Source organism: Vibrio sp. T3Y01 (assembly GCF_013114525.1).
GTDB lineage: Bacteria > Pseudomonadota > Gammaproteobacteria > Enterobacterales > Vibrionaceae > Vibrio > Vibrio chagasii_B.
Window position 1 is genome coordinate 15,959 of the sequence record NZ_VTXJ01000029.1, and the last position, 24,841, is coordinate 40,799.

Below are 24,841 nucleotides of genomic sequence, written 5' to 3' on the forward strand. Positions count from 1 at the left end.
TTAATGTGAATATGCAGTCGACCTCTCTTCTGATACAAGACATAGAACAAACCCATCGTGAATTGGAAAAGCTAGATTTTCATCGTCATGAACCTCTACTGATTCAGGTGTTTTCGTCTTTCCAGAAAGACGAGGTTTTGGCTGCCTGCCAAGTCATCCAATCAAACTTCCCCAAGGCTAAATTGATAGGTTGCAGTGCCAACCACTACATCCGTCAAGGTGTCATTCTCCACCAAGGCCTTTACCTGATTATCACTCGCTTTGATGCGACTTCGTACTCTTGTGGTGTAGTTCAATACAGTGAACAACCAGTGCTTGATAGCCAAGCTATGTATCAGCAACTGGGTTGTCATGAGAAAACACAAAGTATTATCTGCTTTGCCGATCGCTTGCAGATCAATAATCGATCTTTATTTGCTGCTTTTGAGCAATCGAGATATTCATTTCCTATCTGCGGTGGTGCCTCAACATCAACAGACAGCGGTCGATGGGTCATGCTGGATGGCGTGTGCTATGAGTGTGCCTACGTGATGGTAGCGCTGCATAGTGATGACCTGGCAATCACTAAAGGTTATTACACTGAGTGGAATCCGATTGGTCGTACTTTCCGAGTGACGGCGGCTCACGATAACTGCTTAGCAGAATTAGACGGCATGCCGATTCGTGAACTCTATAATCGTTACCTGGCCGATGGGCTCGAGGTTCCGTTTGAGCAACTGCATAACTTTCCGATGATGGTTGGTGATCCAAAAGCTCAAAATATTTACATGCCACTCAAGATTAAGGAAAGTGGTGAGATTGAGTTTAGCGGTTCATTTGAGGTTGGCGATGAGGTTAGGTTTTGTTACGACCATCCATCATTAACCTTGGAGCAAGTTCGTTTAGGTGTGCAGCAGGTCGCTGCTCATCGCCCCGAGCAATTCTTTATTTACAACTGTATCTCACGGCTAGACTTTATTGATGGTAACCAAGAAGTTGAGGTTTTCCAAAAGCTTGCCGACACCTATGGTGTGTACTGTATGGGCGAGTTGTTTCAAGACAATGGGCAACAAAGAATTCTGCACCATAGCTTAACGTATCTTGCGCTTAGGGAGGGTGAGGGTAAGGCTGCTCCTCTGTTTGAGAGCCAACCAGCGACCAACATCTCGCCACTGTTTTCTCTGATTCGTAATGCTCTTTTAGATGTCGATGACATGAATAACAGTATGGCGACCAAGATTGAGCAGCAAGCCACGGCATTAACCGCAAGTTATCGAATCGATCGTCGTACAGGTTTGCCCAATCGAAGTGTTCTGCGTGAGAAGTTATCGAAGATGACGATTGATAGCCACTTATTGGCTCTTAAGGTAACGACCTTTGGTCAAATCAATGAGAAGTATGGTTATCGAGTCGGTGACAAACTTCTTCATGACTTGAGTGATTACTTTCAGAAAGCGTTGTGGCAGTTCTTTGATAAAGGATGTCAGCTTTACAGTATCGGTATTGGCGAATGGGCGGTGGTGTTTGATAGCTGGGCGAGCCAAGAACATATCCATCAACGTTTCTCGGAGTTTTCTGACCAAACCGAGCACGTTAACTTTGAACCCTCCGGTTTGCCAGATATTGATTATCTTTCTGTGTCTATCTGTGCGGGCATTGCGAGTCGTCGGGATTTTCCAACCACCTCGATTGATGACTTATTACTGAAGGCAATTGATGCGAGGCGCAGTGCCGTCAGTCAGAACAAACATTTAGTGAGTGCTAAGACGCTTATTCAGCTAGAGAAGCACCGCCAAGAGCAGTTGGGGTGGTTGTCTTGTGTGAGCCGTGCGGTACTTAACCAAAATATTGTGGCCTGTGCACAGCCTATTGTGTCGGCACATGATCACCAGGTCGAAAGCTATGAGTGTTTGGTTCGAATTGAAGAAGAGGGCCAGTTGATTGCGCCTGGAAAATTCTTACCGATTATCGAGGGGACGCATCTCTATACTCGATTAAGTCGTCAGATGATTACGCGTACCTTTGATTTTATGAGTCAGCGAACCGATTCGTTCTCGATTAACTTGGCACCGCAGGATTTTAATAACGAGAAAACCATTCTTCACCTTGAGCAGGCAATCAAGAAAATCAGTCACCCGCAGCGTATTGGTTTAGAGGTGCTGGAAACCGAACAAATTCAGGATTACGGTCGTTTAATCGAGGTGTGTAACCACTTCCGCGATCTGGGTGTGAATATCATTGTTGATGATTTTGGCTCAGGTTATTCGAACATCGACGAGATACTCAAGCTTGAGCCTCAGGTTATTAAGCTCGATGGCAGCCTGATTCGAAATATCGATCAAGACAAAAAGCAGCGTAAGATAGCTCAGCAGTTGGTTAGCTTATGTCAGATCTTGAATGCGAAGACGGTCGCTGAATTTGTTCATAATGAGCAAATCTGCCGAATTGCAGAAGACATGGGTGTCGACTACCTACAAGGTTATTACTTCGGAGAGCCTAAACGGCTGTTCTGATGACTGGCAAAACGTCTGGTTGTTTCACGTGAAACACTATTCTGTTCAATGAATTAAAGCGAGATGTGAAAAGGGTGAGCTGGTGGCTCACCCTTTTTATTTTAGTACTTAAGCACTTCGTATTAATCTATCTTAGAGCGTGTCCACTTTTGTCCGCTTGGAATACTTTTAGATAGTGCTGATAGTAATCCTCTATCTGGTTTGCCGATTGAGTTTCATCTAAAGCCTTGAGTAGCTCGATGCCAACCTCACAGGTACACAGGTGTCCATTGTCTTGATTGCGGCGCAATGTATATGAAGATTCACTGGTTACATCGAGGTGCACTTGAGGAATCGTCTGTAACCAAGGACTTTTGTTGAGCATCTTTTTCGCTTCTTGCCACGTACCATCCAAGATGATGAATAACGGCGTTCGTTCACTCACTGCATCCGATACCGCTTGCTGGCACTCAATGCTTTCATCACTTGGAAACAACAGCAAAGGCTGATGAGTTTCATCATTAAGTAAAGCCAGTAGTTCGGCTGGAGGCGTCTTGCGCTGCCAAACAAAAGACTGACACTGCTTGAGTGACTGTTGCAGTAGCTTTCCGGTATTGGTGTCTCGTGTTAGTTCATTCTCATGAGTGAGTAACACTAACTGGGTTTGGCTTTCGGTATTCGGTATTCGATGACAAATACATTGATGAGTGAAACCACACCCACTGCAAGCTTGCTGATCGCTCATGGTTATAGCTTAACTCCGCTTTGTACTGGTGAGATGTCGTTAGCAAACAAAACCACATCGCTGATATCAGCATCATCGGCTACCGGTGCCACACTTGGGTTGAGTGGGTAGCTGACACCCGTATATGAGAGTGCGTGTTTGGCCGCTATTGCACCACCGCCGCTGACATTGAAGATCAGATCGTGCCAACCGTGATTTTTAGACTTACCTACACGTATGTCGCCTTTTACCAGTGTTACTCGGCTATTGAAGCGCCACTTGTCTTGATGGTTCTCGAAAATCAGCAGTGTACAGCCACCTGAGCCACACCAATCCAGCTGAGCGAACAGTTCTTCTTTACCATCTCCGTTGAGGTCGTAGGTGAGCCAGCGATATTTAGTATCATCAGGCGAGCTATTGTTGATCTTAAAATACTCTCGGATCGCTTGGTCTACTTTTGGATCAAATTGATCACTGGAGTTCACTTGGCTTGCCGTTAGATCAACGGTGTTGGCTTGCGCTTGTACAGGCTTTGCTTCGAATAGCACTAGGCCACCATTGGCGATCGGGTAAACGATGTTACCGACCTTTTCTTTCTCTGCGACCAACTTACCGTTATCGAGTGTGAAGATACGCTCAGAGATTAGGTATTGCTGTTGGTGGCGTGTCATCACAACCTGAACCTGGTTTTGGTTGAGTTGCTGCCAGAAGCCTTGCTCAACAATAGAAGGATCCCCGTTGCTGTAAGAGTAGGTTGTTACTGCGCTATGGTCATCGTTGAGCTCGAGGTTAATAGAGAATCCTGAGTTCTGCGTTGAGCTAGCGAAATAGGTACCACTCCAGTCCAGTGTAGGATCTTGGTTTGAAACTGTTGCACAACCGTTGTACTTGCTGTCATTAAGGTTGAGTTTCGCTTCCCAGCCGTAGATAGAGTCACTCATGCCGTCACTGCAGTTCTCTTTTTTCAGATTGAGCTTGCCTTGCGTTGCTTTACCTTCTAGTTGGTAATCACGACTGATTGGCGTGGTGCGGCTTGATTCGATGTTGAGAGCCTGAGGTGCTTCGCCCATCTTGGTGTAGGTCAGCTGGTCTTTATCAAAGGTGGCTGACCAGAATGGCTCATTACCAAAGACTCGTGTGGAGCGTAGCGGTTGGTTGCAGCGTTCAGGGTTTTCTGCCGTTAAGATATTGACTTGATCAACCACGAAACGTGCCGTGAAATCAGCGTTGTAGCCGGTTTGGCTAGGTACGGTAAGGTGACCAATCAGTTCACCATACAGAGCTTGATAAGGTCTGGCTGCTAGCCCTTGTGCTTCTAGCGCTAGCTCAGGGGACATATCTAACCAGTATTGTTGTTGGCTACCACAAGGGATGAACGTGCGGCTTTCATGGCCTACGACAACTTGACCGCGCATGATGAAGGTTTGTGGTTGAACACTCAGAGGTTCATCTAAGGTTGCTGGTGGAACTTCAGGTTGTTGCGGTGTTTCTGGAGCGGTTACACAGCCTTGTAGCGCGAATGCGGCTAGCCATGTCACTGGGTTTTTCATTACCTTCATGTTATATCTTCCTCGGAGCAACCGTTAATTGGATTTATTATGGCATATTGGTTATTTAAAACAGAACCCGACACCTTTTCTATTCAGACGCTGAGAGTACAAAAAACCTCTTGTTGGGAGGGAGTTCGTAACTATCAAGCTCGAAACATGATGCGTGATGAGGTCAAGCTTGGCGACCTAGTGATGATATACCACTCATCATGTAAAAAAGTGGGTGTAGCGGGGATCGCAAAAGTAACCAGAGAAGCTTACCCAGACCATTTTCAATTCGACCCTGAGAGTGATTACTACGACCCTAAATCTTCACCCGATAACCCGCGTTGGATAATGGTTGATGTTGAGTTTGTTCGAGTGACTGAACGCTTGATCCCATTAGCGACTCTTAAAGCCATGCCGGAACTATCTGAAATGCCATTGGTGAAGCGCGGCAATCGTTTATCGATCATGCCTGTGACGGAACAAGAGTGGCAGGCGATCTTAAGCAAAGAAGTGCTCGGTTCTCGTTAGAGGAAGCTTTTAGCGTAAGGTTCAAAAAAGGCAGCCATTGGCTGCCTTTTTGTATGATGGGGTTGTTTAGAGTAGGTGTTTCTCTAAGTAGTGCGCAACGGCATCATCAGCGTTGCTACCAATCACTTCATTGTCTGGTAGTGCTTGCATCACTTTCTCGTGTGAAGTGCCCATGATTAGGCCTTTACCTGCCATTGCCAGCATCTCAGCGTCATTCATACCATCTCCAAAGGCAACACAGTTATCCAGCGTTAGGTTCAGGGATTTCGCAACAGCGTCTAAAGCGTGGCCTTTAGATACTTCAGCGGCCATTACTTCCAGACACCAAGGCGTTGAGAAGGCAACATTTAGCTTGTCTCCAAATGCTTCTTTTAGCTTTTGCTCGAACGTCACTAGGTGTTCGTGGTCTTGCTCTGGGTGAGTGAAGAAGACCTTGGCAATGCCGTCGCTCGGCGCATTGTCTGCTCCAAAGCGCTTGTAGCTGAAGCCAGACTCACTGTGGAACTTAGCTAGCATTTCATCTTCACGATCGAGTAGCCAATCTTCATTTTGGTACATGTGAATGAAGATGTTTGGATCTTGGCGAACAATATCAATAACCGGTTGAACGAGTTCTTGAGGTACGTTTTGGCTATACATTAGCTGATCATTCTGGTCGTGCACGCGAGCACCGTTTGACGTGATCATGTATGCCGGAATCCCTGCGATTTGACGAATCCCAGCTACATCGACGTGATGGCGACCCGTTGCGAAGATAAAGGTATAACCTTGCTCGTGTAACTTCTTAAGCGTTAGCTTGGTAAAATCGCTCAACTGATGGTTGGGAGCTAGAAGCGTACCATCTAAATCAGAGGCAACGATTTTCACGGAATCTTTAAGTGCAGGAATAGTCATTTAACCCTCATTGCAAAGTGCTTAACCGATATCAACACTAGCCAACGCTAGTATCGTTTGAACTACAATATCTCGACCCAGAAATTGTATGCCAAAATCATGCAAGAAAAGAGGGCAAAGCTCACTTACTTCTCTTCCTCTTTATTCGCTATCTTATGGCTCGTTTCTTCTTATTCAGTTGATGTGAGTACTAAACAAAGAACTGATTAATGGCATCCAGTGTTTGATTGCGGTATTTGTCTTGCTCAAACAACACTTCATGCCTTGAGCCTTCAATAACTTTAAATTGGCAATCCGGGTTGGTTTTCTTCAGCTTATTGATGAATTTCACCTGAGCATCGTTACTCACAATCTTTTCTTCACCAGCTTGAATCAGCAATAGAGGGATCTTGATTTGACGAGTCTGTTGGATTGACTGCTTGGCTGCCATTAACCCTTGCCATACCCAGCGAGTGCTAGCACCACCGACTTGCAGTGACGGGTTATCTTCGTAAAGTCGGCGAAACCACTGATAACGCACCTGGCTTTGGCTCAGGAGGTTATTCTCGAAAGGTTTCGAGTAATAGGCCTGCTGACCTGGCGCGTAAACCGGTTTGGCGTGATACGCGGTAAGCACTTGCCCAACAATCATCGCGATAGGCTTTAAGTACCACTCGGTGTTGATACCAAACATTGGGGCGCACAAGGTGACCTTATCAAATGGGTGGTCTGGATGGGTTTGTAGATAGCGTGTTGCGATAGTGCTACCCATTGAGTGGGCTAACAGATATCGCTTGGCATACTTGCTGAGGTCAAAACTGGCAATCATGTCAGACATATCAGATGCATAATCATCAAACTCATGAATGTGACCAATGTCAGAGTCTGCTACCATACGTTCCGACTGGCCTTGACCTTGATGGTCAAATGAATAAACGTCATAGCCTTGTTGATAAAAATCATAAAAGATTTCTTGGTATTTTTGGCAGCATTCAATACGGCCATTTGAAATCACAATGGCTTTGCTGTGCTTCTCTGAGGTGAGGCTGCACCAGTACAGTTTCTTTTTACCAGACGATGTTAAATACCCCTCTTTTCTTTGTTGCCAAAGAGCGTTGATCGGGTGTTTAATCGCATGATCGAACTGAGGTTCTTGAGTGTAAGGGAAGGTGGCTTCGCTGTGGTTTTCCATGGGAAATTACCTGAACTGATGCGTGTGAGAGCTTTATTGCTACTAATGTTGTTAGATTAAAGAACTAGTAAGGAAATGCAAATGGATACTCATGTTTGGCTTGCTTATGTTGTCACAGCGATTTTGTTTAGCTTGGCTCCGGGCTCGGGTACCGTTAACTCAATCAGTAATGGGCTTAGCTATGGCACTAAAAAGTCACTCGCATCAATTGTTGGCTTACAGCTTGGTCTTGCGTTCCACATTATGCTGGTGGGCGCGGGTATCGGCGCGCTCGTTGCTAAGTCTGCGTTGGCGTTCACCATCATTAAGTGGGTCGGCGTGGTTTACTTAGTTTGGTTAGGTATTCAAAAGTGGCGTGATAGCTCGAGCCTAGTAGCATCTGAAGAAAGCTCTACTCTGTCGAGTGGCAAACTGCTGAGAAACGCTGTGCTTATCAACCTAACTAACCCGAAATCAATCGTGTTTTTGGTGGCTTTGTTTCCTCAGTTTATTGACCCTACACAACCTCAAGCACCTCAGTTATTAGTGCTAGGTGTGACGACAGTATTCATTGATAGCGTTGTTATGTTGGGTTACACCTCATTAGCGTCACAAATGGGACGTTTTATTCGCTCTGATCGCATAATGGGTAAGATAAATAAAATATTTGGTGGTATGTTCATGGGCTGCGGTGCTTTGCTAGCTGCCGCGAAAGCTTAGATTAAGCGACTGAGTTATAGTTAAACCAATCAGAGTTATCAAGAAATGACCGCTACATACGTTGCTCGACAACCTATCTTAAATCGCAAGAGGAATACACTCGGCTATGAGTTGTTATTTCGCGATGGAGAAAAGAATGCGTACCCAGCGCATATTGAGTCTAATCGAGCAACGTATCGTCTGATTGTTGAGAACTTCTTGTCTGTGGGTCTTAACCCTTCTATCCCATCTTCACGCTGCTTTATCAACTTCCCTTATCAAAGTTTGATTCGTCGACTGCCCTTAAGTTTGCCGAAAGATAAGGTGGTGGTAGAGATTCTGGAAACCTGCAAACCGACAGATGAATTGTTGGAAGCGGTTAAAGACCTTTACCAAGCAGGCTACATGATCGCCCTAGATGATTTTACTTCGACCCCAGAATGGGAACGTTTCCTTAAATACACGCATATCGTAAAGCTCGATATTATGCAGATGGGTTTGGATGAAGCGTGTGATTTAGTTAGGGCGCATCAAGGGAAAAAGTTTAGCTTTTTGGCGGAGCGTGTTGAGACCGAGCAAGAATTCCAGCAAGCGAAAGAGGCTGGCTTTAAGTTTTTCCAAGGCTACTTTTTCAATAAACCGGAAATCATCAAGAGTAAGTACATTAGCCCTGAGCAAGTGATTGCTATGGAGCTGTTCCAAGAAGTGTGTAAGCCCGATGTGGACTTTCAGCGGGTGGAAAGCATTGTTGCGAAAGATGTGGCGCTCTCATATAAGCTGTTGCGGTTTGTGAATACTATGTCGCCGCGCCTTGAAGTGACCATCTCTTCTTTTCGTCAGGCTTTGGTGTATCTAGGGCAAGAGAAACTGAAAATGTTTGTCTCGTTAGCCGTCGCCTCTTATGTGTCCGATAAAAAGCCGAAAGAGCTGTATGGATTGTCTCTACAGCGTGCTCAGTTTTGTCAGCGTATGTCTCGCTATCAGGCATTTGAAGGGTATAGAGAGCAGGCCTTTATGATTGGCTTATTCTCCTTGTTAGATGCGCTGTTGGATTTGTCGCTAGAGAACTTAGTCGAGCAGTTGCCGCTGTGTAAAAGTATCAAGGTTGCTCTATTACGTAGGGAAGGCCCTTACGGTACCTTGCTTGCCCTTGAAGAGAGCTTTGAGCATGCGGATTGGCAGCAGATTGATGAGCACTGCGCTGACTTAGGGCTTAGCGTGGATCAGGTGAAAACTGAACTTACAGAAGCGCGTCGCTGGAGTCACACAGTGACCAACAAGCTGTAGTGTTGCTTTATTAAACTTTTATGACATTTAAAACGCACGCCTTGACGTGCGTTTTTTTACAACTAAGATATACGCATATCCATATATGAGTATGTAGTTATGCTTCCTCACCAATTTTTTAAATTACTGTCTGACGAAACGCGAGTACGTTGCTTGATGTTGATTGTGCGCCAAGAGTGCCTTTCAGTTGGTGAGTTGACTCAGGCATTGCAAGAAAGTCAGCCAAAGGTTTCTCGCCACCTTGCGCAGTTACGCTCAAACGGCATTTTGACTGACGTTCGCCAAGGGCAGTGGGTGTTTTACCGCCTGTCACAAGATTTACCGGGTTGGATGCTAAAGTTAATTGATGACCTTATCGCATCGAACTGTTTGAAAACTGAATACCAACAAGACATTGAGCGCTTAGAAGCGATAGCTTCACGCCCTCAATGTTGCGTTTAAATACATTAAAACTTATTGCCGAAATAGTTGGAGTTGCAGCTAGGCGACAAGTGAACGTAGTCAACAACGCTGCGGCTTCAAATATGAAGGCAATTAACTGAGAGAAAATACGATGACAGTGAAAGTAGGTATTAATGGTTTTGGCCGTATCGGCCGTCTAGCACTTCGCGCAGCATTCGATTGGGCTGAGCTAGAGTTTGTACAAATTAATGACGTTGCTGGCGACACTGCAACACTGGCGCACCTTTTAGAGTTCGATTCAGTGCAAGGTCGTTGGAACCACGAAGTTTCGGTTGAAGGCGATGAGATGATCATCAACGGTCAACGCATCAAAACCACCAAAGAGCGCGACATCGACGCGATCGATTGGTCTGGCTGTGATGTGGTTATCGAAGCGACAGGTGTTCACCGTAAGACATCTTTCCTAAACAAATACCTAGAGCAGGGCGTGAAGCGCGTTGTGGTATCGGCGCCAGTGAAAGAAGAAGGCATCGCAAACATCGTTGTTGGTGTTAACGACAACATCTTTGACCCAGCAGTACATAAGATTGTGACTGCAGCATCTTGTACAACTAACTGTATCGCTCCTGTGGTTAAGGTAATCAACGAGAAGCTAGGTATCGAGAACGCGTCATTCACCACAATTCACGATCTAACTAACACGCAAACTATCCTAGATGCGCCGCACAAAGACTTACGTCGTGCACGTGCATGTGGCATGAGCCTAATCCCAACAACAACTGGCTCTGCTAAGGCGATTGTTGAGATCTTCCCTGAGCTTGAAAACCGCATCAACGGCCACGCAGTTCGTGTACCACTAGCGAACGCGTCTCTGACTGACATCATTTTCGAAGTGAAGCAAGACACGACAGCTGAAGAAGTTAATGCGATGCTGAAAGAAGCGTCTGAGAACGAGCTAAAAGGCATTCTTGGCTTTGAAGAGCGCCCACTGGTTTCTATTGATTACAAAGGTGACCAACGTTCAACCATCGTAGATGCACTATCAACTATGTTGGTCGGTAAGCGCATGGTTAAGATCTACGCTTGGTACGATAACGAAATGGGCTACGCGACACGTACGGCTGAGTTAGTTCGTACAGTCGGTTTAGCATAAGCCTGCGTACTTAAGAAATAGTAGAATCCGGAGAAAACATAATGACACACCCAACATGGCAACTAGACCTTGAGCAAGGCGCACTAATCCTGACTCCATGCCCAGGCACTAAAGACGCTGACCTTGACGCATCTCTGGCACAACTGAAAGAGCAGGGCGTTGAAGCTATCGTGACTGCGCTTGATGATGCAGAGCTTGCGAGCAAAGACGTGGCAGCACTTGGCGAAAAAACACGTGCACTAGGCATGCAGTGGTTTCAAATCGAAATCGAAGACGATTGTGCACCGGGTGCTGAGTTTGCGCAGAAGTGGCAAGCAGCAAGTCCAACGCTACACAAAATCGTTGATAGCGGTGCGAAAGTCGCGATGCATTGCATGGGTGGTTCAGGCCGTACCGGTTTATTCGCGGCTCACCTGCTGTTAGAGAAAGGCTGGGATCTGAGCAAGATTGTTCAAGAAGTTCAAGCACTGCGTCCGGGTGCTTTCACTAAACCGATCCAAGTTGAATACATTCATGGTGTAGCGAATAGCTAATAGTCATCGGTGTTAGAGAAGGAGCTTTTGGTATCTGGAGTGTTAAGCTTATCGTGATCCAAAAGCTCTTTTTGTTTTGATTGCAGAGATAGTGTTATGTTTTCAAATCTAAGTAAGAGCGTTCGCCAATACATGTTGGTGACTTTCAACTACTGGAACTTCACCATTACTGATGGTGCACTTCGCATGCTGGTGGTTCTGTATTTTTACGACCTTGGCTACAGTTCGTTAGAAATTGCCTCACTGTTCCTTTTCTATGAATTTTTTGGTGTGGTGACTAACCTAATCGGTGGCTGGTTAGGGGCGCGTCTTGGTCTCAATAAGACCATGAACATCGGCTTAGGGATGCAAGTTGTCGCCTTGGGTATGCTTGCCCTGCCAACGGCCATGTTGACCATTCCTTGGGTAATGGCGGCGCAGGCGCTGTCGGGTATCGCCAAAGATCTCAATAAGATGAGTGCCAAGAGCTCTATCAAAACCTTGGTACCAGATGAACAGCAAGGTGCGTTGTATAAGTGGATTGCTATCCTAACGGGGTCTAAGAATGCGCTGAAAGGTGCAGGTTTCTTTATTGGTGGCTTGCTGCTTTCAACGATTGGCTTCCAATACGCTGTGCTTGCGATGGCTGCTGTGCTGACATTGGTGTTCATTGGCAGCTTGGTGAGCTTAGAATCGGACATGGGTAAAGCGAAAACAAAACCTAAGTTTAAACAGATTTTCTCGAAATCTGAATCGATCAACATCCTATCGGCGGCCCGTATGTTCCTGTTCGGTGCTCGTGACGTGTGGTTTGTGGTTGCTTTACCGATTTACCTAGGCAGTGTGTTTGGTTGGGATCACTCATGGGTTGGCGGTTTCTTAGCGGCTTGGACAATCGCTTATGGCTTTGTACAAGGCATAGCGCCGAAGATTACGGGTAAAGCCCAAGGCAAGGTGCCTGATGGCCATGCCGCGCTGTTATGGGCAGGTGCGCTGGCTATCGTGACCGCTGCTATTGCTTATGCGGTACAGATTGGTTGGCAACCTGAGCTAGTTATCGTTGGTGGTTTGATGGTATTTGGTGCCATCTTTGCGGTGAACTCATCACTTCACTCATATTTGATTGTGAGTTATGCGAAAGGTGATGGCGTGTCGCTTGATGTCGGTTTCTACTATATGGCAAACGCGATGGGCCGTTTGATTGGCACGATATTGTCGGGCTTGGTATTCCAAATGGCTGGTTTGTCTGCGTGTCTGTGGGTCTCTTTCGCATTCTTAGCGATAACGACGGTGATCTCTTTGCGTTTACCGAAAGTGCCGCAAATTTCAGCGGCATAAGATTCAGCCGCATGAGTAAGAGCTCAAGTCGCATAAGCTAGCGTCGTATGAGCTAAATTCGCGATAAGCATCTCCTTTAACACTAAGCTGACTTGGTATTTATTCCGGTCAGCTTTTTTATTGCTATAGTAGAATGATTGAATATTAATCAGGCATTTACATGAAGCAGCGAATTCTCTTTTTTGATTTAGCACGATGTGTCGCGGCCATAGCGGTTATCGCGATTCATGTTTTGGCGCCTTATCGCAACGAGCTAGGAACCATTCCTTTCAGCGAATGGTTAACAGCAATCACAGTCAATGGCTTCAGTCGCTGGGCTGTACCTGTCTTTATATTGATAACTGGCGCATTGATGCTCAGTGACCAACGTCCGTTTGATGCCAAGTATTACCTTAAGCGCCGTCTGGGTAAGGTGTTGATTCCTTTTATTGTCTGGTCGCTTTTCTATACCTACCTGTCCGGTTGGTCTGCAATGGGCTTTGATACCGACGTCAGTTGGGACGTGTTGCTTAATAGCTATCATCATTACACCTATTACCACCTTGGTTTCTTCTATTACTTCATCCCACTCTACTTCGTGATTCCTTTTTTACAGATCATGGTGAGGAAGTACGGTGATAGATCGGTCTATGCCTTTACGGCGGTATGGTTGTTCACAACGTTATTGTTCTTATTGAAAATCGATGGTCCTTGGAGTCACGAATTGTGGTTGTACACAGGATACTTACCGCTGGGTTACCTGCTGTATAAGATTGTGCCACTTAACAAGATGACAGTTGGCGTGAGTGTGTTACTTGGTGGATTAGCGTTACTAACCACTGTTTATATGGTGGTTGATGCAAGCTTGGTGGCAGAAGAGTACACGGTAGGGCGTTGGTTATCTTACAAGACGTTGAATACGGTATTAGCAGCGAGCATGGTGTTCATGGTATGCCGTTACTATGGTGAAGGCTTGTCTGAGAAGAGTAACCAAGTGGTTGGCTTTATCAGTAAGCACAGCTTAGGTATTTACCTGCTGCACCCTATTGTCTTGTGGCCAATGAAAGAGTTCGGTTGGTACCAAGGACATCCAGCTTGGGTTATTCCACTATGGATTGTGATCAGCGGAGCTGGCGCGTTATGGATGAGCTGGTTGGTGTCTAAGTCAGAGAAAACACGTTGGTTATTGCCTTAGCGGTGAGTGCTAAGGCTTTATGATGGATTGCTTAGGGGAGCTAGTTGAAGCGGCTGACGTTTAGCGCTTCAACGCAAAGTGTAAGAACTTATCGCCTTGGTAGGTCAAGGTTCCTTTGTCGCCGGGGTTAAGGGCGTGAAAGTAGTGGATGCCGACTTGGAATTCTCGCTTCGGACCAACCACACCACGTTGAACGTAAATCCAGTACTCTTGATCTTCTTGGCCAGGTTCTGCGTCAGGAAGGTCGATGGATTGCTTGTCTAACACCGTGACATTCACTTTCTTTTCTGGCGCATTTTCACCTTGCGAGTGTTTTCGATAGAAACCAATAAATACCCAAGCCGCTAGAGCAGCGAGTGCAAAGATGGCAAAAAAGAGTGAATTAGGCATATAACCTCCATGTAGTCGTGATGGTTATTCTAGTCTTTCAAGCAATAGGGATATGTGTTTAAAGCCGTTATTCGTGAACTGTTGTAAGCCAAGCTGATTATTTTTCGGCAGACATCACATTTAATAGCCCGTTTGGGATAAAGCATTGTTATTTATTGTCTCTTTCTCTCGTAAATAACAGTGATTTTGTATAAAAATAAGGAAATGCTCGACTAGAATTATAGTGTGGAGTGGGAGGGCCAAGATGACCGATATTGAAAAAGTGGTGACAAGAACTCGCAATATAGAGAAATTATTGAGGCTTCAATATCATGCCGAAGGCGAAGGATTGCATGAGCTTGTAACAAGCTGTGAAGAAAGGCTACCGCACGATATGGTGAGCAAGCTGCGTTATATCGCAACGTGTCGTAACAAGGTCGTCAATGAACATGAAGCTAAGTTGGAAGACCAACATAAATTCATCATGATGTGTAACGACTGTGAGAAGGCGCTGACTCCACGTAGTGGTCGTTTTATCTGGCGAGTTGCGATCTTACTGATGATGGCAATGACTTTAGCTGCCGCAGGTTTCTATTATGCGAACTGGGATGTGCTAACACTGCATCTGTTTTCGAAGTGAAAAAATTGAACAAAAAAAGGGACGCTCATGGCGTCCCTTTTTTTATCTGTAACTTGCTTAGTACATCATCGGTAGTGTCATTAGACCAACAACTACCGCGATCATTACAAGTCCTTGTCTTTGCGAAGATGAAATCATAACACTACTCCTAAATTTGGTTGTCTCTCGCTATTTTTTAAAGAATAGCACTACTTATAGCTTTAGATCAAGAATTACTTTCGAAAGCCCCAAAAGTAGTAGAAAAGTATTGGTATATGGCTTTTTTTTGGTGTGTTTAAGTGTGGTTTTTGGTGTGTTCTTATTTTGTTCGTTGTGATTTATGTTTGTTCTAAACTGGTTTAAGTTGTTGTTTTATAATGGTTGTTTTGTGTAATTTATATTGTTAATGGTTGTTAAATTGTATTAATAAGGCTTGGTGCTTTATGGGTGGGGGTTTGATGGTTTTTAGGGTTTTTGCTTTGGTTTTTGTGGTGTTTTTTACATGGAACTTAAAAAAAACTGACAAAACTCGTCATTTTAAAAGTAACTTTCCCACTTTATAAGTCTAGGTTGGAATGACGTTTTTACTTTCCAATTAATCCATGTTTTTTGTTTCTAAGTTGCTGTTAATAATTGGTTTTTTTGTTCATTGTTTTATTTTTTAAAGTCGATAATGGGCGTTTTTTAGGGGCAAAGAAGGAAATCTTAAGAGAATAACTAGGTGAAAACGGGATCTGGCTTCTCTAAGCGAAGTTTAAGAGGGTTTTATAATGATTTGCTGCAGTTTTAAACGAATCACCATTCTCGAATCGTTAATTGTGACGACTTCAATCTAAAGATGCTCTTTTTAGTGGAAGCGTAATCAAGATCCAATTTTGAGGGGCTGAGGCTTTACATCAATATTCGTGTGCCTAGACTGGCGACGATTTAAAGCAATAGGGCAAGTGGTATGTGGAGTTGGTTAGCGGTTTCCTTATCTGGTATCGGAGCAGTAGCAGGAACGAAACAAGGACATATCGGTCAGGCCTTATCGTATAAGGTATTTACCTTTGTATTATTAGCGATCATTGCTTTAACTCAGTCTGTTGTTGCTGACTATACGTATTGGGTCGTTGCTGGCCTGGCGATCTCGGCGATCGCAGATGTATTTCACACCCTCACTCAAAAACGTCCCCTATATTTTGTTTGCTTTCTGCTAGCTCAACTCTGCTATAGCAAAGCCTTTTGGTTGCAGTTGTCTGGAGAAATGGTCTGGTGGTTGTTCGCTTTACTCTTAGCTGCTTGTGTTGTGGCTTTCTTCTTACTGCTACCACGTCTAGATAAACTTGTTTTCCCAGTTGTGATTATGGGGATTGTACTTATTCAGTTAACTTGGGCTTCTGGTGAGGTTTGGTTGCTTGACCCTAAGTTATCGCACGCGGTTGGATTTGCAGGTTGTAGCGTATTGCTGCTCTCGGCACTGGCTTATGCACTTAACTGCTACCGCAGCCCAATCAAAAGTGCTTACTTCTGGGTAACGGGCAGCTACTTTCTCGCCCATGCTCTTATCGTAGCCTCTCTGACCATTTAGGGTAGAGCGTCTCCAAGCCTGAGCTATATCAAGGCAGCTTCACTCAAACTCGGTACTCTACGTGTAATTCATTAAACATGAGATTGAGTTATGACTACCGAAATTCACGCACACAACGTTTTAAACCTACTCAGTGAAAAGCCTCTGACTCGAGAAGAGCTGACACAAGAACTGGCTCAGATGTATGGCACTGAAGCTCGTTTCCATACTTGTAAGCTTAATGGTCTCGATCTGGATGGCTTGCTGAAATTTTTCCTGAAGATGGAAAAGGTCGTGCTTGTCGATGACAAGTTGTGCACGAATCGCGAGCGAGTGTGTAATCACTAATCTTGAGTGATTTGAGAGTGGATGCATTTGTGGTATCCGCTCTGTCTATTCTTGCCTGTTTGTTCTCGTTAACATGCTGCAATGACATAAGTTAGTCAGCTGATGACTGCGTTCGAAAATCAATGTTGAGACTGCTATACTCCGCGCACCTTCGCTTTTCGAGACAAACTTATGGAAATATTATCTGCAGCAACCATGCTGTTTCTTATCATGGACCCGCTTGGCAATCTGCCAATCGTGCTCTCTATCCTTAAGCATATTGATCCGAAGCGTCGCCGTATTGTTCTGATTCGTGAGCTGATGTTCGCACTGGTTATCTTGCTGCTGTTCTTGTTTGCGGGTCAAAGCATCATGAACTTCCTACACGTACAGCCTGAAACCTTGAGCATCTCTGGCGGTATCATTCTATTTATCATCGCGATTAAGATGATTTTCCCGAGCGCAGGCAGCATTACAGGACTTGCGGCAGGGGAAGAGCCGTTTATCGTGCCGATGGCGATCCCAATGATTGCTGGTCCGTCTGTTATTGCCGCATTGATTCTTCTTGCGACACAGCATCCAGACAACATGCTTGAGCTTTCAGCCGCTGTAATGCTGGCGTGGGGAGCTACCTTCTTCATTTTGATGTTTAATGGCTTCTTCTTGCGTGTATTAGGTGAGAGAGGGCTGAAAGCGATCGAGCGCCTGATGGGTTTATTACTTGTTATGCTGTCGACTCAAATGTTCTTAGACGGTGTGAAGGGCTACATGTCTTAGTAGCGTTATCATTATTCAATAAAAAAACGCCGCTCAACTGAGTGGCGTTTTGGTATCTGTTGTTTGGTAACAGCTTTCGATTACATCATGTACTTACGACGGATATCGAGTAGGGCGAAGATTCCAAAAATCAGAATGGACCATTTTTCCCAACGCGTCATTTCGATTTTATCACCGAAGGCACCGATAAAGATCAGCATCTGCAAGCCGTGCATAAAGAACAAGAACGCTGTCATGATGTAAAGCGCAATTGCAGCATTACCAGGGAACGGATGGAAAATGTTGACGATCAACACAAACCATACAAAGGCGATAGCGGCTTTGGCTAATGGAAGCAAGATATTCATTCAATCATTCCTATTCTTCAGTGATTCGGTTGAACAGTCGGTAGCTCGACTGGCCAGTTGTCTTATCGCGGTGCAGTTCCCAGTTTTCTGGCATCGCTTCTAGCTTGAGTTCTTTCTCTGTTTCGACGTAAATAATCGCGTCGTCCGCAAGCCAGCCATTGCTCTCAAGTAGTTGTACCGTTTCTGCTAACAAGCCTTTACGAAATGGTGGATCAAGGAATACCACATCGTAAGGCGTTCCTGCCTTCTTGAGGAAAGAGATAGCATCAGTATTTACCACATTGATGTTGTCTGCTTTGAGCTCTTTAGCATTATCTGAAAGCTGCTTAGCGGCCTTTTGATTCATTTCGAGCAGTGTCACCATTTTTGCCTGGCGAGAAGCTGCTTCAAAACCTAAACCACCAGAACCTGCAAATACGTCTAAGCAGGTCGAATTTGGGATATCTTGTGCGACCCAGTTAAAGAGTGTCTCTTTTACTCGGTCAATGGTTGGGCGTAAGCCTTCTAAATCATGAACGGGCAGCTTTCTGCCTCTCCATGAGCCACTAATAATTCGAACAAAGCCACCGGAAGGCTTTTTTTGTGATGTGTTTTGCTGGCGACGTCTTACCATAGATTTTTTGACCGCTAATAAAGTGATACTATACCGAGCCCAATTTAAGTTGGTTCGAGTATTAAATAAATTTGCAATGACAAAGTGTATCAAGCTAAAAGCAAACTTATCACTGCTTTGTCATTTTTCTTTACTATTCGTTTGTACAAGCTTGTATTGTATAACAATAGCAAAGAGTCGACGTGCATTAAGCCAATACAGCTAATTAGTAGATCTAGGAAACTCCTCTGATGACGGAAAAAAAGAAGCGCGGATTATTATCGTGGCTTGGTTTTGGTGAAGAAGAACAAAGCCCAAAAACTCAGAATGAAGCGAACGTAGAAAACGTTGAAGATCAAACTGAAGTTGAATCACAAGTCGAGGCTGAACCAGTCGCGCCTGAAGCGGAAGCCGCTCAGTCAGTAGAATCTCAGCCTGATGAGTCAGAGCAAACTCTGGAAGAGGCTCAAGATGAGCAGCAACCTGTCGCAGCAGAAGCAGAAGCAGAAGCAGAAGCAGAAGCAGAAGCAGAACAGGAACAAGAAGTTACTCCTCAGGCTCAGGTTGAAGAAGTACAAGAGAAGCCAACAGAAAGCTTCTTTGCTCGCCTTAAGCGTAGCCTAAGCCGCACTAAAGCAAACATTGGTGCTGGCTTCTTTGGTTTGTTCAAAGGCAAGAAAATCGATGATGATCTGTTCGAAGAGCTAGAAGAGCAGCTGCTGATCGCGGATGTGGGTATGAACACCACCGTTAAGATCATTGAAAACCTGACAGAAAAAGCATCTCGCAATGACCTAAAAGATGGCGAAGCGCTTTATGGTCTGCTGAAAGAAGAGATGGCAGACATCTTAAGCCAAGTGGAACAGCCATTAGTGGTTGATACTACGAAAACGCCTTACGTTATCTTAATGGTTGGTGTGAATGGTGTTGGTAAGACAACGACTATCGGTAAGCTAGCGAAACAATTCCAAAATGAAGGCAAGAAAGTGATGCTAGCGGCGGGTGATACCTTCCGTGCAGCAGCTGTTGAACAACTTCAGGTTTGGGGCCTGCGTAACGATGTGCCGGTTATCGCTCAACACACAGGCGCAGACAGTGCATCTGTTATCTACGATGCGATTGAAGCTGCTAAAGCTCGTGGCGTGGATGTCGTGATTGCCGATACAGCGGGTCGTTTGCAGAACAAGAGCAACCTGATGGAAGAGCTACGCAAGATTGTTCGTGTCATGAAGAAGATTGATGACTCTGCACCGCACGAAATCATGCTAACACTTGACGCTGGTACAGGTCAGAATGCTATCAGCCAAGCGAAACTGTTCAGTGAAGTTGCACCAGTAACCGGTATTACGCTAACGAAGTTAGACGGAACTGCTAAAGGTGGTGTGATTTTCTCAATTGCCGACCAGTTCCAGATTCCAATTCGTTACATTGGTGTTGGTGAAGGTATTGATGATTTGCGTCCATTTGAGTCAAAAGACTTTATTGAAGCGCTATTTAGCCGCGAAGAGTAACGCGAGTAGCAAAGTGGTTTATCCTTAACCTGCTATCGTTTTAAATTTGATATTAGTGATCGTAAGAGGAATTTTCGGTGATCAAATTTCAGCAAGTGAGCAAAGCCTACCGAGGCGGACGCCAAGCACTCCAAAAAGTGGATTTCCATCTCAAACGTGGAGAGATGGCATTTTTAGGCGGGCATTCCGGTGCAGGTAAAAGTACCTTGCTGAAGTTGATTTGCGCGATTGAGCGCCCGACTGATGGGCGTGTCTGGTTCAACGATCACGATATCACTCGTATTCCTGCTAAAGACATCCCATTCTTACGTCGTAATATTGGGATTGTCTTTCAAGACCATCGTCTGCTGATGGATCGCTCTATCTTCGATAACGTTGCTCTGCCTATGCGTATCGAATCTATTTCTGAAAATGAAATAAAGCGCCGAGTCAGTGCTGCGTTGGACAAGACTGGCTTATTAGATAAAGCACGCTGTTTGCCAAGCCAGCTTTCTGGTGGTGAACAGCAACGAGTGGGCATTGCCCGTGCTGTGGTCAACCGCCCAACCCTGCTGCTTGCGGATGAGCCTACGGGTAACCTAGACCCGGAATTATCTAACCGCGTATTGCGACTGTTTGAAGAGTTTAACCGTGCCGGTGTGACGATCATCCTAGCGACGCACGATATTGGGTTAGTGAACACTCGCCCTCAATACCGTCATCTTGAATTAAACCAAGGCTTTTTGAGTGAGGTTGAAGACTATGGCCGCTAATAAGCGCATCAAAAAACCTCAATCTAATCGCGCTACAAACCGCACTTCAAGTGACGGTTTCTTCGTGGTGCATTGGAAGCAAGCTAAGTCATCGTTCTCGCAGATGTGGCAACGTCCGTTAGGTAACTTACTGACGCTTGCGGTTATTTCTATGGCTTTAGCAATGCCTGCGTGTTTGTACCTACTAGGGAAAAACGTAGGTGAAGTGGCAAAAGATGTCACCAGCCCGTCACAAATTAGTGCTTATGTAGAGGATGGCATTCCTGAGCCTCGAGTGATGGTGCTTAAGGATGAAATCGAGAGTTGGGAGCAAGTTGAGCTGGTGGAGTACATTTCACCTCAACAAGGGCTTGCTGACCTCAGCCAGTATTCTGGCTTTGATGATGCCCTAACTATTCTCGACGACTATTCACTGCCAGGTGTGTTGGTGATAACACCAAGCGTACAAAGCGATGCTCAAATCAAAGAGCTGGCAGGCCAAGTTAAAAAACAAGAATTAGTGACTGATGTTCGTTTAGACGAAGATTGGTTAGCAAGATTAGACGCGATTAAAGCGCTAGCCGCTGTCATCGTCATTACCCTAACGGTATTGATGTTGGGCGCTGTGTTTTTGATTATCGGCAACACATTACGATTTAATGTGTTGGCGCATAAGGAAGAGATTCAAACCATGAAGCTGATTGGTGCCACCGACAGCTACATTCTTCGACCATATCTATATTCAGGTATGTGGTTCGGCGTATTAGGTTCGATTAGCGCATGGGTAATGACGGCATTAATTACCGTGTTACTGAACAGCGCAGTGGATGACTTGGCTCAGCTTTACGACAGCCACTTCCGCTTAATTGGCCTAAGCTGGGATGAATCATTACTGCTTTTGATCGTTGGAACCCTGCTGGGTAGTGTGGCTGCGAAGCTTTCTGCACAGCGTCACCTAAAAGAAATTGAACCTGTTTAGGTGAATAGAGTCATATTTAGACGAAAAATAGGCACTTCTTAACCAGTTTTTGCCTTGTATAGACGAATTGATTATGCATAATTACTTCCCCCTTCTTGAAACCTGTTCATTTTAGGTTCAAGATTGTTGGGTTTTAATAGATGTACTACTCCAGATCAGAGATTGATGAGGAACCGAATGGCAAACCAAGCGTATCAAATGGCTTTAGTCACACAAGATAGTTTAGACAGCTATATCCGCTCAGCGAACAGCTACCCAATGCTGACGCCTGAAGAGGAACGTGGACTTGCAGAGCGATTACATTACAAAGGTGAGATCGACGCTGCGAAAGGCTTGATCCTTTCACACCTACGATTCGTGGTGCACGTTGCAAGAGGTTACTCTGGCTACGGGCTGCCTATGGCTGATCTCGTTCAAGAAGGTAACATCGGTCTAATGAAAGCCGTTAAGCGTTTCAACCCAGAGGTTGGCGTTCGATTGGTTTCTTTCGCAGTTCACTGGATCAAAGCTGAGATTCATGAGTACGTTCTGCGTAACTGGCGTATCGTTAAGATTGCGACAACTAAGGCACAGCGCAAACTGTTCTTTAACCTTCGTAAATCTAAAAAGCGTTTAGGTTGGTTTAATAACGGTGAAGTTGAGACAGTCGCTCGTGAACTGGGTGTTGAGCCCTCTGAAGTTCGTGAGATGGAATCTCGCTTGGCAGCGCAAGACGCAACGTTTGAAGCACCAATGGATGACGATGACGGCGGTTCTGCTTACACAGCTCCGGTTTACTACCTAGAAGATAAAGCGTCAGACGTTGCTGAAACGGTTGAAGCATCTAACTGGGAGTCTCACACCAATAACCGTTTAGGTCTAGCACTAGCAAGCCTAGATGAGCGTAGCCAACACATTGTTCGCTCACGTTGGTTAGATGACAATAAAGCAACACTACAAGACTTAGCGGATACCTACAGTATCTCAGCAGAGCGTGTTCGCCAGTTAGAAAAGAATGCGATGAAGAAATTGAAACAAGCCGTTGGCGATTTCTAATAGCACTTAGTTTCTAAATAGTAGCTAGCAAAAAACTGAATTTTGAAAAGGCCGAGATCGAGAGATCTCGGCCTTTTTGTTTTGGATCGAATTCTCAACTTTTGCGATCGTAATTTGCAAAATGATTTTGTGGATAACTCTGTGACAAGTTTATTCGTCAGCTGTCTAAAAGCAGGGTGTAGTAAGGCTTTGAGCGTGTTTTTTGAGTGGGGATATGTTTTAGTTAACCCACAGTTAGATCAGGATCATCACTACATGTTGTGGATCTATTTTTTCAAAGGCACTTTATTCACGCAATTCACAGATTTATCCACAAATGGTGTAAAAGTGATCGCTGGTGGATAACCTTATTAAGTGGATGTGATTGTTAGCCTTGGGATAGGTTACAATGGCAGCAAAGTAAATCAGTATAAAAAGAGAAAGTCATGGACCAGTTTAAACATATCGACGTGCAAGGTGCTCAGGCCCTTATTGAACAAGGCCAAGCTCGACTTGTTGATATCCGCGACCCGCAATCTTTCGCGGTTGCTCACTCAAAAACCGCTTATCACCTAACAAATGACACTATGGTCTCGTTTATGGATGAGGTGGAGTTTGAACAACCTATTTTGGTAATGTGTTACCACGGCATTAGTAGCCAAGGTGCGGCACAATATTTAGTGAACCAAGGTTTTGAAGAGGTATATAGTGTTGATGGTGGCTTCGAAGCATGGCACCGTGCTGAACTTCCTGTGAGTGCTGGCTAATGACCTTTATCGCTTAAACATCTCTCATAGCATGAATAGGAAATAACAATGATTAGACTGATGGTGTTAGACAATCCACGTCTTGCTCAAGCATTTATTGATTACATGGCTTCTCGCCAGATCCCTATTCAGATGTCACCTGAGGGAGAAGGGCGCTTTGCGCTTTGGCTGCTTGATGGCCAGTTTCAAGTTGAAACAGAAGCGGAGCTCAACCGCTTCTTGTCGGAACCCAATCATAAACGCTACCAAGCGGCCTCTTGGGATATGGCTGAGACTAGAAAGAGTCACTTCCATTATCACACGCCTAGCTTCATGGGGATGATAAAAGCCAAGGCCGGCCCTGTGACACTTAGCATCATGTTGGTGTGCGTGGTGATTTTTGCACTTCAGCAGATCGGTTTTGGCCAAGCGATTTTCAATGCGTTGCACTTCCCTGCGGTGGACGGACAGCAGTGGCAATTGTGGCGTTGGTTGAGTCATGCCGTGCTTCATTTCTCGGTTATGCACATCGCTTTCAATATTTTGTGGTGGTGGCAACTGGGTGGAGATATTGAGAAAAAGTTAGGTGGTCTTAAGCTACTTCAGATCTTTGCAGTCTCTTCGGCGTTGTCGGGAGCTGGGCAATACTGGGTTGAAGGGGCCAACTTCGGTGGCTTATCTGGTGTTGTGTATGCCCTGGTTGGCTACCTGTGGGTGGTGGGCGCAAAAGCACCGCAACTTGGTTTGGGAATCCCAAGACAGATCGTTGGCTTTATGCTGGTGTGGTTGGCACTTGGGTACATGCAGCCATTTATGGCGATCGCCAATACCGCTCACCTAGCGGGTCTAGCGGCGGGCGTGATTATCGGTTTCGTTGATTCAATGAAAGCGCCGAAATCGGCAAGAAGTTAGTTCCTAGCATCGATAGAAACAAAAAAAGCGGCCAAATGAGCCGCTTTTTTTAGATTCGTTTTATACCCGCTGTTACTGATAGAGGTATTTGGTAAACAGCAAATCCGCAATCAGGGTTTTGCCCGTCTCTGGAAGTAAAATCTTGTTGAGATGCTCAACTAACGTTTTTCTTAAATCTTCACGACCGGACAGTGATTTAATCGTCTCTTCGTTTTGTTTGCCTAATAGCTCGATTACTGCATCACGAATCAATGGTTGGTGATGCTCGATGGTTGCTAAATCTTTGCTATTCGCCACCATGATATCGAGACGAACTTGAATGTAGCCCAGTTTTTTACCTTTAGTGTAAAAATTGGTGGTCAGGTCTGGTTCTAGCGTGAAGTAGGCTAGTTTAGGTTCCGATTCCTCTTCTGCGAAACTTGATGCTGAAAAGAGTAGAGTAATCGCAAGAAATATTTGGGCTACATAACGTTTGTGCATATTTGTGACTTTTCTTTA

General features: G+C 45.1%; 27 protein-coding genes. 19 read left to right on the forward strand and 8 right to left on the reverse strand.

Annotation, left to right across the window (positions count from 1 at the left end; genetic code table 11):
* Positions 1-11: 11 nt before the first annotated feature.
* Positions 12-2,492: an EAL domain-containing protein gene (locus tag F0232_RS22585; RefSeq protein ID WP_105057913.1), complete on the forward strand. Its 2,481-nt coding sequence runs from the start codon at positions 12-14 to the stop codon at positions 2,490-2,492.
* A gap of 127 nt (positions 2,493-2,619) precedes the next feature.
* On the opposite strand, the gene F0232_RS22590 is transcribed toward F0232_RS22585, so the two are convergent.
* Entirely contained in the window at positions 2,620-3,216 is a 597-nt protein-coding gene (locus F0232_RS22590; protein ID WP_105057912.1) for a tRNA-uridine aminocarboxypropyltransferase, read from the reverse strand.
* A gap of 2 nt (positions 3,217-3,218) precedes the next feature.
* On the reverse strand, positions 3,219-4,754 hold the full coding sequence (locus F0232_RS22595; protein ID WP_105057911.1) for a COG3650 family protein: 1,536 nt from the start codon (positions 4,752-4,754) through the stop codon (positions 3,219-3,221).
* Between the two features lie 39 nt (positions 4,755-4,793).
* On the opposite strand from F0232_RS22595, the gene F0232_RS22600 reads away from it, so the two are divergent.
* Complete coding sequence (locus F0232_RS22600; RefSeq protein WP_004740480.1) at positions 4,794-5,261, forward strand: EVE domain-containing protein; 468 nt, start codon at positions 4,794-4,796, stop codon at positions 5,259-5,261.
* A 66-nt stretch (positions 5,262-5,327) separates the two neighbouring features.
* Here F0232_RS22600 and F0232_RS22605 read toward each other — a convergent pair whose 3' ends face one another.
* Together F0232_RS22605 and F0232_RS22610 are read right to left on the reverse strand one after the other, a co-directional pair.
* On the reverse strand, positions 5,328-6,155 hold the full coding sequence (locus tag F0232_RS22605) for a Cof-type HAD-IIB family hydrolase (protein WP_105057910.1): 828 nt from the start codon (positions 6,153-6,155) through the stop codon (positions 5,328-5,330).
* 190 nt (positions 6,156-6,345) lie between these two features.
* Positions 6,346-7,326, reverse strand: a complete 981-nt coding sequence (locus tag F0232_RS22610; protein WP_105057909.1) for an alpha/beta fold hydrolase — start codon at positions 7,324-7,326, stop codon at positions 6,346-6,348.
* An 81-nt stretch (positions 7,327-7,407) separates the two neighbouring features.
* Between F0232_RS22610 and rhtB the strand changes: the two genes are divergently transcribed.
* The 7 genes from rhtB (at position 7,408) to F0232_RS22645 (ending at position 13,870) form a co-directional block, all read left to right on the forward strand.
* Complete coding sequence (rhtB, locus tag F0232_RS22615) at positions 7,408-8,025, forward strand: homoserine/homoserine lactone efflux protein (RefSeq protein ID WP_061034245.1); 618 nt, start codon at positions 7,408-7,410, stop codon at positions 8,023-8,025.
* A gap of 45 nt (positions 8,026-8,070) precedes the next feature.
* Positions 8,071-9,291, forward strand: a complete 1,221-nt coding sequence (locus tag F0232_RS22620; RefSeq protein WP_102423317.1) for an EAL and HDOD domain-containing protein — start codon at positions 8,071-8,073, stop codon at positions 9,289-9,291.
* Positions 9,292-9,390: 99 nt separating this feature from the next.
* Positions 9,391-9,732 carry a metalloregulator ArsR/SmtB family transcription factor gene (locus tag F0232_RS22625; RefSeq protein WP_105057908.1) on the forward strand — a complete coding sequence of 114 codons (342 nt, stop codon included), beginning with the start codon at positions 9,391-9,393 and terminating at the stop codon, positions 9,730-9,732.
* A 112-nt stretch (positions 9,733-9,844) separates the two neighbouring features.
* Positions 9,845-10,846 carry an ArsJ-associated glyceraldehyde-3-phosphate dehydrogenase gene (locus tag F0232_RS22630; protein ID WP_060468838.1) on the forward strand — a complete coding sequence of 334 codons (1,002 nt, stop codon included), beginning with the start codon at positions 9,845-9,847 and terminating at the stop codon, positions 10,844-10,846.
* Between the two features lie 41 nt (positions 10,847-10,887).
* Positions 10,888-11,379, forward strand: a complete 492-nt coding sequence (locus F0232_RS22635) for a cyclin-dependent kinase inhibitor 3 family protein (protein ID WP_105057907.1) — start codon at positions 10,888-10,890, stop codon at positions 11,377-11,379.
* A 96-nt stretch (positions 11,380-11,475) separates the two neighbouring features.
* Positions 11,476-12,696, forward strand: coding sequence for an organoarsenical effux MFS transporter ArsJ (gene arsJ / locus F0232_RS22640; protein ID WP_105057906.1), 1,221 nt, complete (start codon positions 11,476-11,478; stop codon positions 12,694-12,696).
* Between the two features lie 160 nt (positions 12,697-12,856).
* Positions 12,857-13,870, forward strand: coding sequence for an acyltransferase (locus F0232_RS22645; RefSeq protein ID WP_105057905.1), 1,014 nt, complete (start codon positions 12,857-12,859; stop codon positions 13,868-13,870).
* A 60-nt stretch (positions 13,871-13,930) separates the two neighbouring features.
* Here the strand turns inward: F0232_RS22645 and F0232_RS22650 are convergent, their stop codons facing one another.
* Entirely contained in the window at positions 13,931-14,260 is a 330-nt protein-coding gene (locus F0232_RS22650) for a DUF2500 domain-containing protein (RefSeq protein ID WP_017061032.1), read from the reverse strand.
* Between the two features lie 244 nt (positions 14,261-14,504).
* Between F0232_RS22650 and F0232_RS22655 the strand changes: the two genes are divergently transcribed.
* The 4 genes from F0232_RS22655 to F0232_RS22670 all read left to right on the forward strand — a co-directional run bounded on the left by F0232_RS22655 (position 14,505) and on the right by F0232_RS22670 (position 17,511).
* Entirely contained in the window at positions 14,505-14,879 is a 375-nt protein-coding gene (locus F0232_RS22655; protein WP_105057904.1) for a DUF4145 domain-containing protein, read from the forward strand.
* 928 nt (positions 14,880-15,807) lie between these two features.
* On the forward strand, positions 15,808-16,428 hold the full coding sequence (locus F0232_RS22660) for a lysoplasmalogenase (RefSeq protein WP_061034239.1): 621 nt from the start codon (positions 15,808-15,810) through the stop codon (positions 16,426-16,428).
* Positions 16,429-16,518: 90 nt separating this feature from the next.
* The gene (locus F0232_RS22665; protein WP_008221868.1) at positions 16,519-16,755 is read left to right on the forward strand and encodes a YecH family metal-binding protein; all 237 of its coding nucleotides are present in this window, start codon (positions 16,519-16,521) and stop codon (positions 16,753-16,755) included.
* 171 nt (positions 16,756-16,926) lie between these two features.
* On the forward strand, positions 16,927-17,511 hold the full coding sequence (locus F0232_RS22670; RefSeq protein ID WP_061034238.1) for a YhgN family NAAT transporter: 585 nt from the start codon (positions 16,927-16,929) through the stop codon (positions 17,509-17,511).
* An 80-nt stretch (positions 17,512-17,591) separates the two neighbouring features.
* On the opposite strand, the gene F0232_RS22675 is transcribed toward F0232_RS22670, so the two are convergent.
* The gene (locus F0232_RS22675; protein ID WP_004740523.1) at positions 17,592-17,858 is read right to left on the reverse strand and encodes a DUF1145 domain-containing protein; all 267 of its coding nucleotides are present in this window, start codon (positions 17,856-17,858) and stop codon (positions 17,592-17,594) included.
* A gap of 10 nt (positions 17,859-17,868) precedes the next feature.
* On the reverse strand, positions 17,869-18,471 hold the full coding sequence (gene rsmD / locus F0232_RS22680) for a 16S rRNA (guanine(966)-N(2))-methyltransferase RsmD (RefSeq protein WP_061034237.1): 603 nt from the start codon (positions 18,469-18,471) through the stop codon (positions 17,869-17,871).
* 230 nt (positions 18,472-18,701) lie between these two features.
* On the opposite strand from rsmD, the gene ftsY reads away from it, so the two are divergent.
* The 6 genes from ftsY to glpG all read left to right on the forward strand — a co-directional run bounded on the left by ftsY (position 18,702) and on the right by glpG (position 24,343).
* Positions 18,702-19,961 carry a signal recognition particle-docking protein FtsY gene (gene ftsY, locus F0232_RS22685; protein WP_171750976.1) on the forward strand — a complete coding sequence of 420 codons (1,260 nt, stop codon included), beginning with the start codon at positions 18,702-18,704 and terminating at the stop codon, positions 19,959-19,961.
* 77 nt (positions 19,962-20,038) lie between these two features.
* Positions 20,039-20,713 (forward strand): cell division ATP-binding protein FtsE, encoded by a 675-nt coding sequence (gene ftsE, locus F0232_RS22690; RefSeq protein ID WP_004740528.1) that lies wholly within the window; start codon positions 20,039-20,041, stop codon positions 20,711-20,713.
* Positions 20,703-21,671 (forward strand): permease-like cell division protein FtsX, encoded by a 969-nt coding sequence (gene ftsX / locus F0232_RS22695; RefSeq protein ID WP_105057902.1) that lies wholly within the window; start codon positions 20,703-20,705, stop codon positions 21,669-21,671. Before ftsE ends, ftsX begins: the two co-directional genes overlap by 11 nt.
* A 177-nt stretch (positions 21,672-21,848) precedes the next feature.
* Complete coding sequence (gene rpoH / locus F0232_RS22700; protein WP_004740532.1) at positions 21,849-22,706, forward strand: RNA polymerase sigma factor RpoH; 858 nt, start codon at positions 21,849-21,851, stop codon at positions 22,704-22,706.
* Between the two features lie 425 nt (positions 22,707-23,131).
* The gene (gene glpE, locus F0232_RS22705) at positions 23,132-23,452 is read left to right on the forward strand and encodes a thiosulfate sulfurtransferase GlpE (RefSeq protein ID WP_105057901.1); all 321 of its coding nucleotides are present in this window, start codon (positions 23,132-23,134) and stop codon (positions 23,450-23,452) included.
* 48 nt (positions 23,453-23,500) lie between these two features.
* On the forward strand, positions 23,501-24,343 hold the full coding sequence (gene glpG, locus F0232_RS22710) for a rhomboid family intramembrane serine protease GlpG (protein WP_105057900.1): 843 nt from the start codon (positions 23,501-23,503) through the stop codon (positions 24,341-24,343).
* Positions 24,344-24,415: 72 nt separating this feature from the next.
* Here glpG and F0232_RS22715 read toward each other — a convergent pair whose 3' ends face one another.
* Positions 24,416-24,823 (reverse strand): flagellar basal body-associated protein FliL, encoded by a 408-nt coding sequence (locus F0232_RS22715; protein ID WP_004740536.1) that lies wholly within the window; start codon positions 24,821-24,823, stop codon positions 24,416-24,418.
* Positions 24,824-24,841 lie beyond the last annotated feature (18 nt).

Bases quoted from the DNA above. Each gene is read 5' to 3' on its own strand.
- F0232_RS22585 (WP_105057913.1), top strand. From the start codon at position 12: ATGCAGTCGACCTCTCTTCTGATACAAGACATAGAACAAACCCATCGT.
- F0232_RS22590 (WP_105057912.1), bottom strand. From the start codon at position 3,216: ATGAGCGATCAGCAAGCTTGCAGTGGGTGTGGTTTCACTCATCAATGT.
- F0232_RS22595 (WP_105057911.1), bottom strand. From the start codon at position 4,754: ATGAAGGTAATGAAAAACCCAGTGACATGGCTAGCCGCATTCGCGCTA.
- F0232_RS22600 (WP_004740480.1), top strand. From the start codon at position 4,794: ATGGCATATTGGTTATTTAAAACAGAACCCGACACCTTTTCTATTCAG.
- F0232_RS22605 (WP_105057910.1), bottom strand. From the start codon at position 6,155: ATGACTATTCCTGCACTTAAAGATTCCGTGAAAATCGTTGCCTCTGAT.
- F0232_RS22610 (WP_105057909.1), bottom strand. From the start codon at position 7,326: ATGGAAAACCACAGCGAAGCCACCTTCCCTTACACTCAAGAACCTCAG.
- rhtB (WP_061034245.1), top strand. From the start codon at position 7,408: ATGGATACTCATGTTTGGCTTGCTTATGTTGTCACAGCGATTTTGTTT.
- F0232_RS22620 (WP_102423317.1), top strand. From the start codon at position 8,071: ATGACCGCTACATACGTTGCTCGACAACCTATCTTAAATCGCAAGAGG.
- F0232_RS22625 (WP_105057908.1), top strand. From the start codon at position 9,391: ATGCTTCCTCACCAATTTTTTAAATTACTGTCTGACGAAACGCGAGTA.
- F0232_RS22630 (WP_060468838.1), top strand. From the start codon at position 9,845: ATGACAGTGAAAGTAGGTATTAATGGTTTTGGCCGTATCGGCCGTCTA.
- F0232_RS22635 (WP_105057907.1), top strand. From the start codon at position 10,888: ATGACACACCCAACATGGCAACTAGACCTTGAGCAAGGCGCACTAATC.
- arsJ (WP_105057906.1), top strand. From the start codon at position 11,476: ATGTTTTCAAATCTAAGTAAGAGCGTTCGCCAATACATGTTGGTGACT.
- F0232_RS22645 (WP_105057905.1), top strand. From the start codon at position 12,857: ATGAAGCAGCGAATTCTCTTTTTTGATTTAGCACGATGTGTCGCGGCC.
- F0232_RS22650 (WP_017061032.1), bottom strand. From the start codon at position 14,260: ATGCCTAATTCACTCTTTTTTGCCATCTTTGCACTCGCTGCTCTAGCG.
- F0232_RS22655 (WP_105057904.1), top strand. From the start codon at position 14,505: ATGACCGATATTGAAAAAGTGGTGACAAGAACTCGCAATATAGAGAAA.
- F0232_RS22660 (WP_061034239.1), top strand. From the start codon at position 15,808: ATGTGGAGTTGGTTAGCGGTTTCCTTATCTGGTATCGGAGCAGTAGCA.
- F0232_RS22665 (WP_008221868.1), top strand. From the start codon at position 16,519: ATGACTACCGAAATTCACGCACACAACGTTTTAAACCTACTCAGTGAA.
- F0232_RS22670 (WP_061034238.1), top strand. From the start codon at position 16,927: ATGGAAATATTATCTGCAGCAACCATGCTGTTTCTTATCATGGACCCG.
- F0232_RS22675 (WP_004740523.1), bottom strand. From the start codon at position 17,858: ATGAATATCTTGCTTCCATTAGCCAAAGCCGCTATCGCCTTTGTATGG.
- rsmD (WP_061034237.1), bottom strand. From the start codon at position 18,471: ATGGTAAGACGTCGCCAGCAAAACACATCACAAAAAAAGCCTTCCGGT.
- ftsY (WP_171750976.1), top strand. From the start codon at position 18,702: ATGACGGAAAAAAAGAAGCGCGGATTATTATCGTGGCTTGGTTTTGGT.
- ftsX (WP_105057902.1), top strand. From the start codon at position 20,703: ATGGCCGCTAATAAGCGCATCAAAAAACCTCAATCTAATCGCGCTACA.
- rpoH (WP_004740532.1), top strand. From the start codon at position 21,849: ATGGCAAACCAAGCGTATCAAATGGCTTTAGTCACACAAGATAGTTTA.
- glpE (WP_105057901.1), top strand. From the start codon at position 23,132: ATGGACCAGTTTAAACATATCGACGTGCAAGGTGCTCAGGCCCTTATT.
- glpG (WP_105057900.1), top strand. From the start codon at position 23,501: ATGATTAGACTGATGGTGTTAGACAATCCACGTCTTGCTCAAGCATTT.
- F0232_RS22715 (WP_004740536.1), bottom strand. From the start codon at position 24,823: ATGCACAAACGTTATGTAGCCCAAATATTTCTTGCGATTACTCTACTC.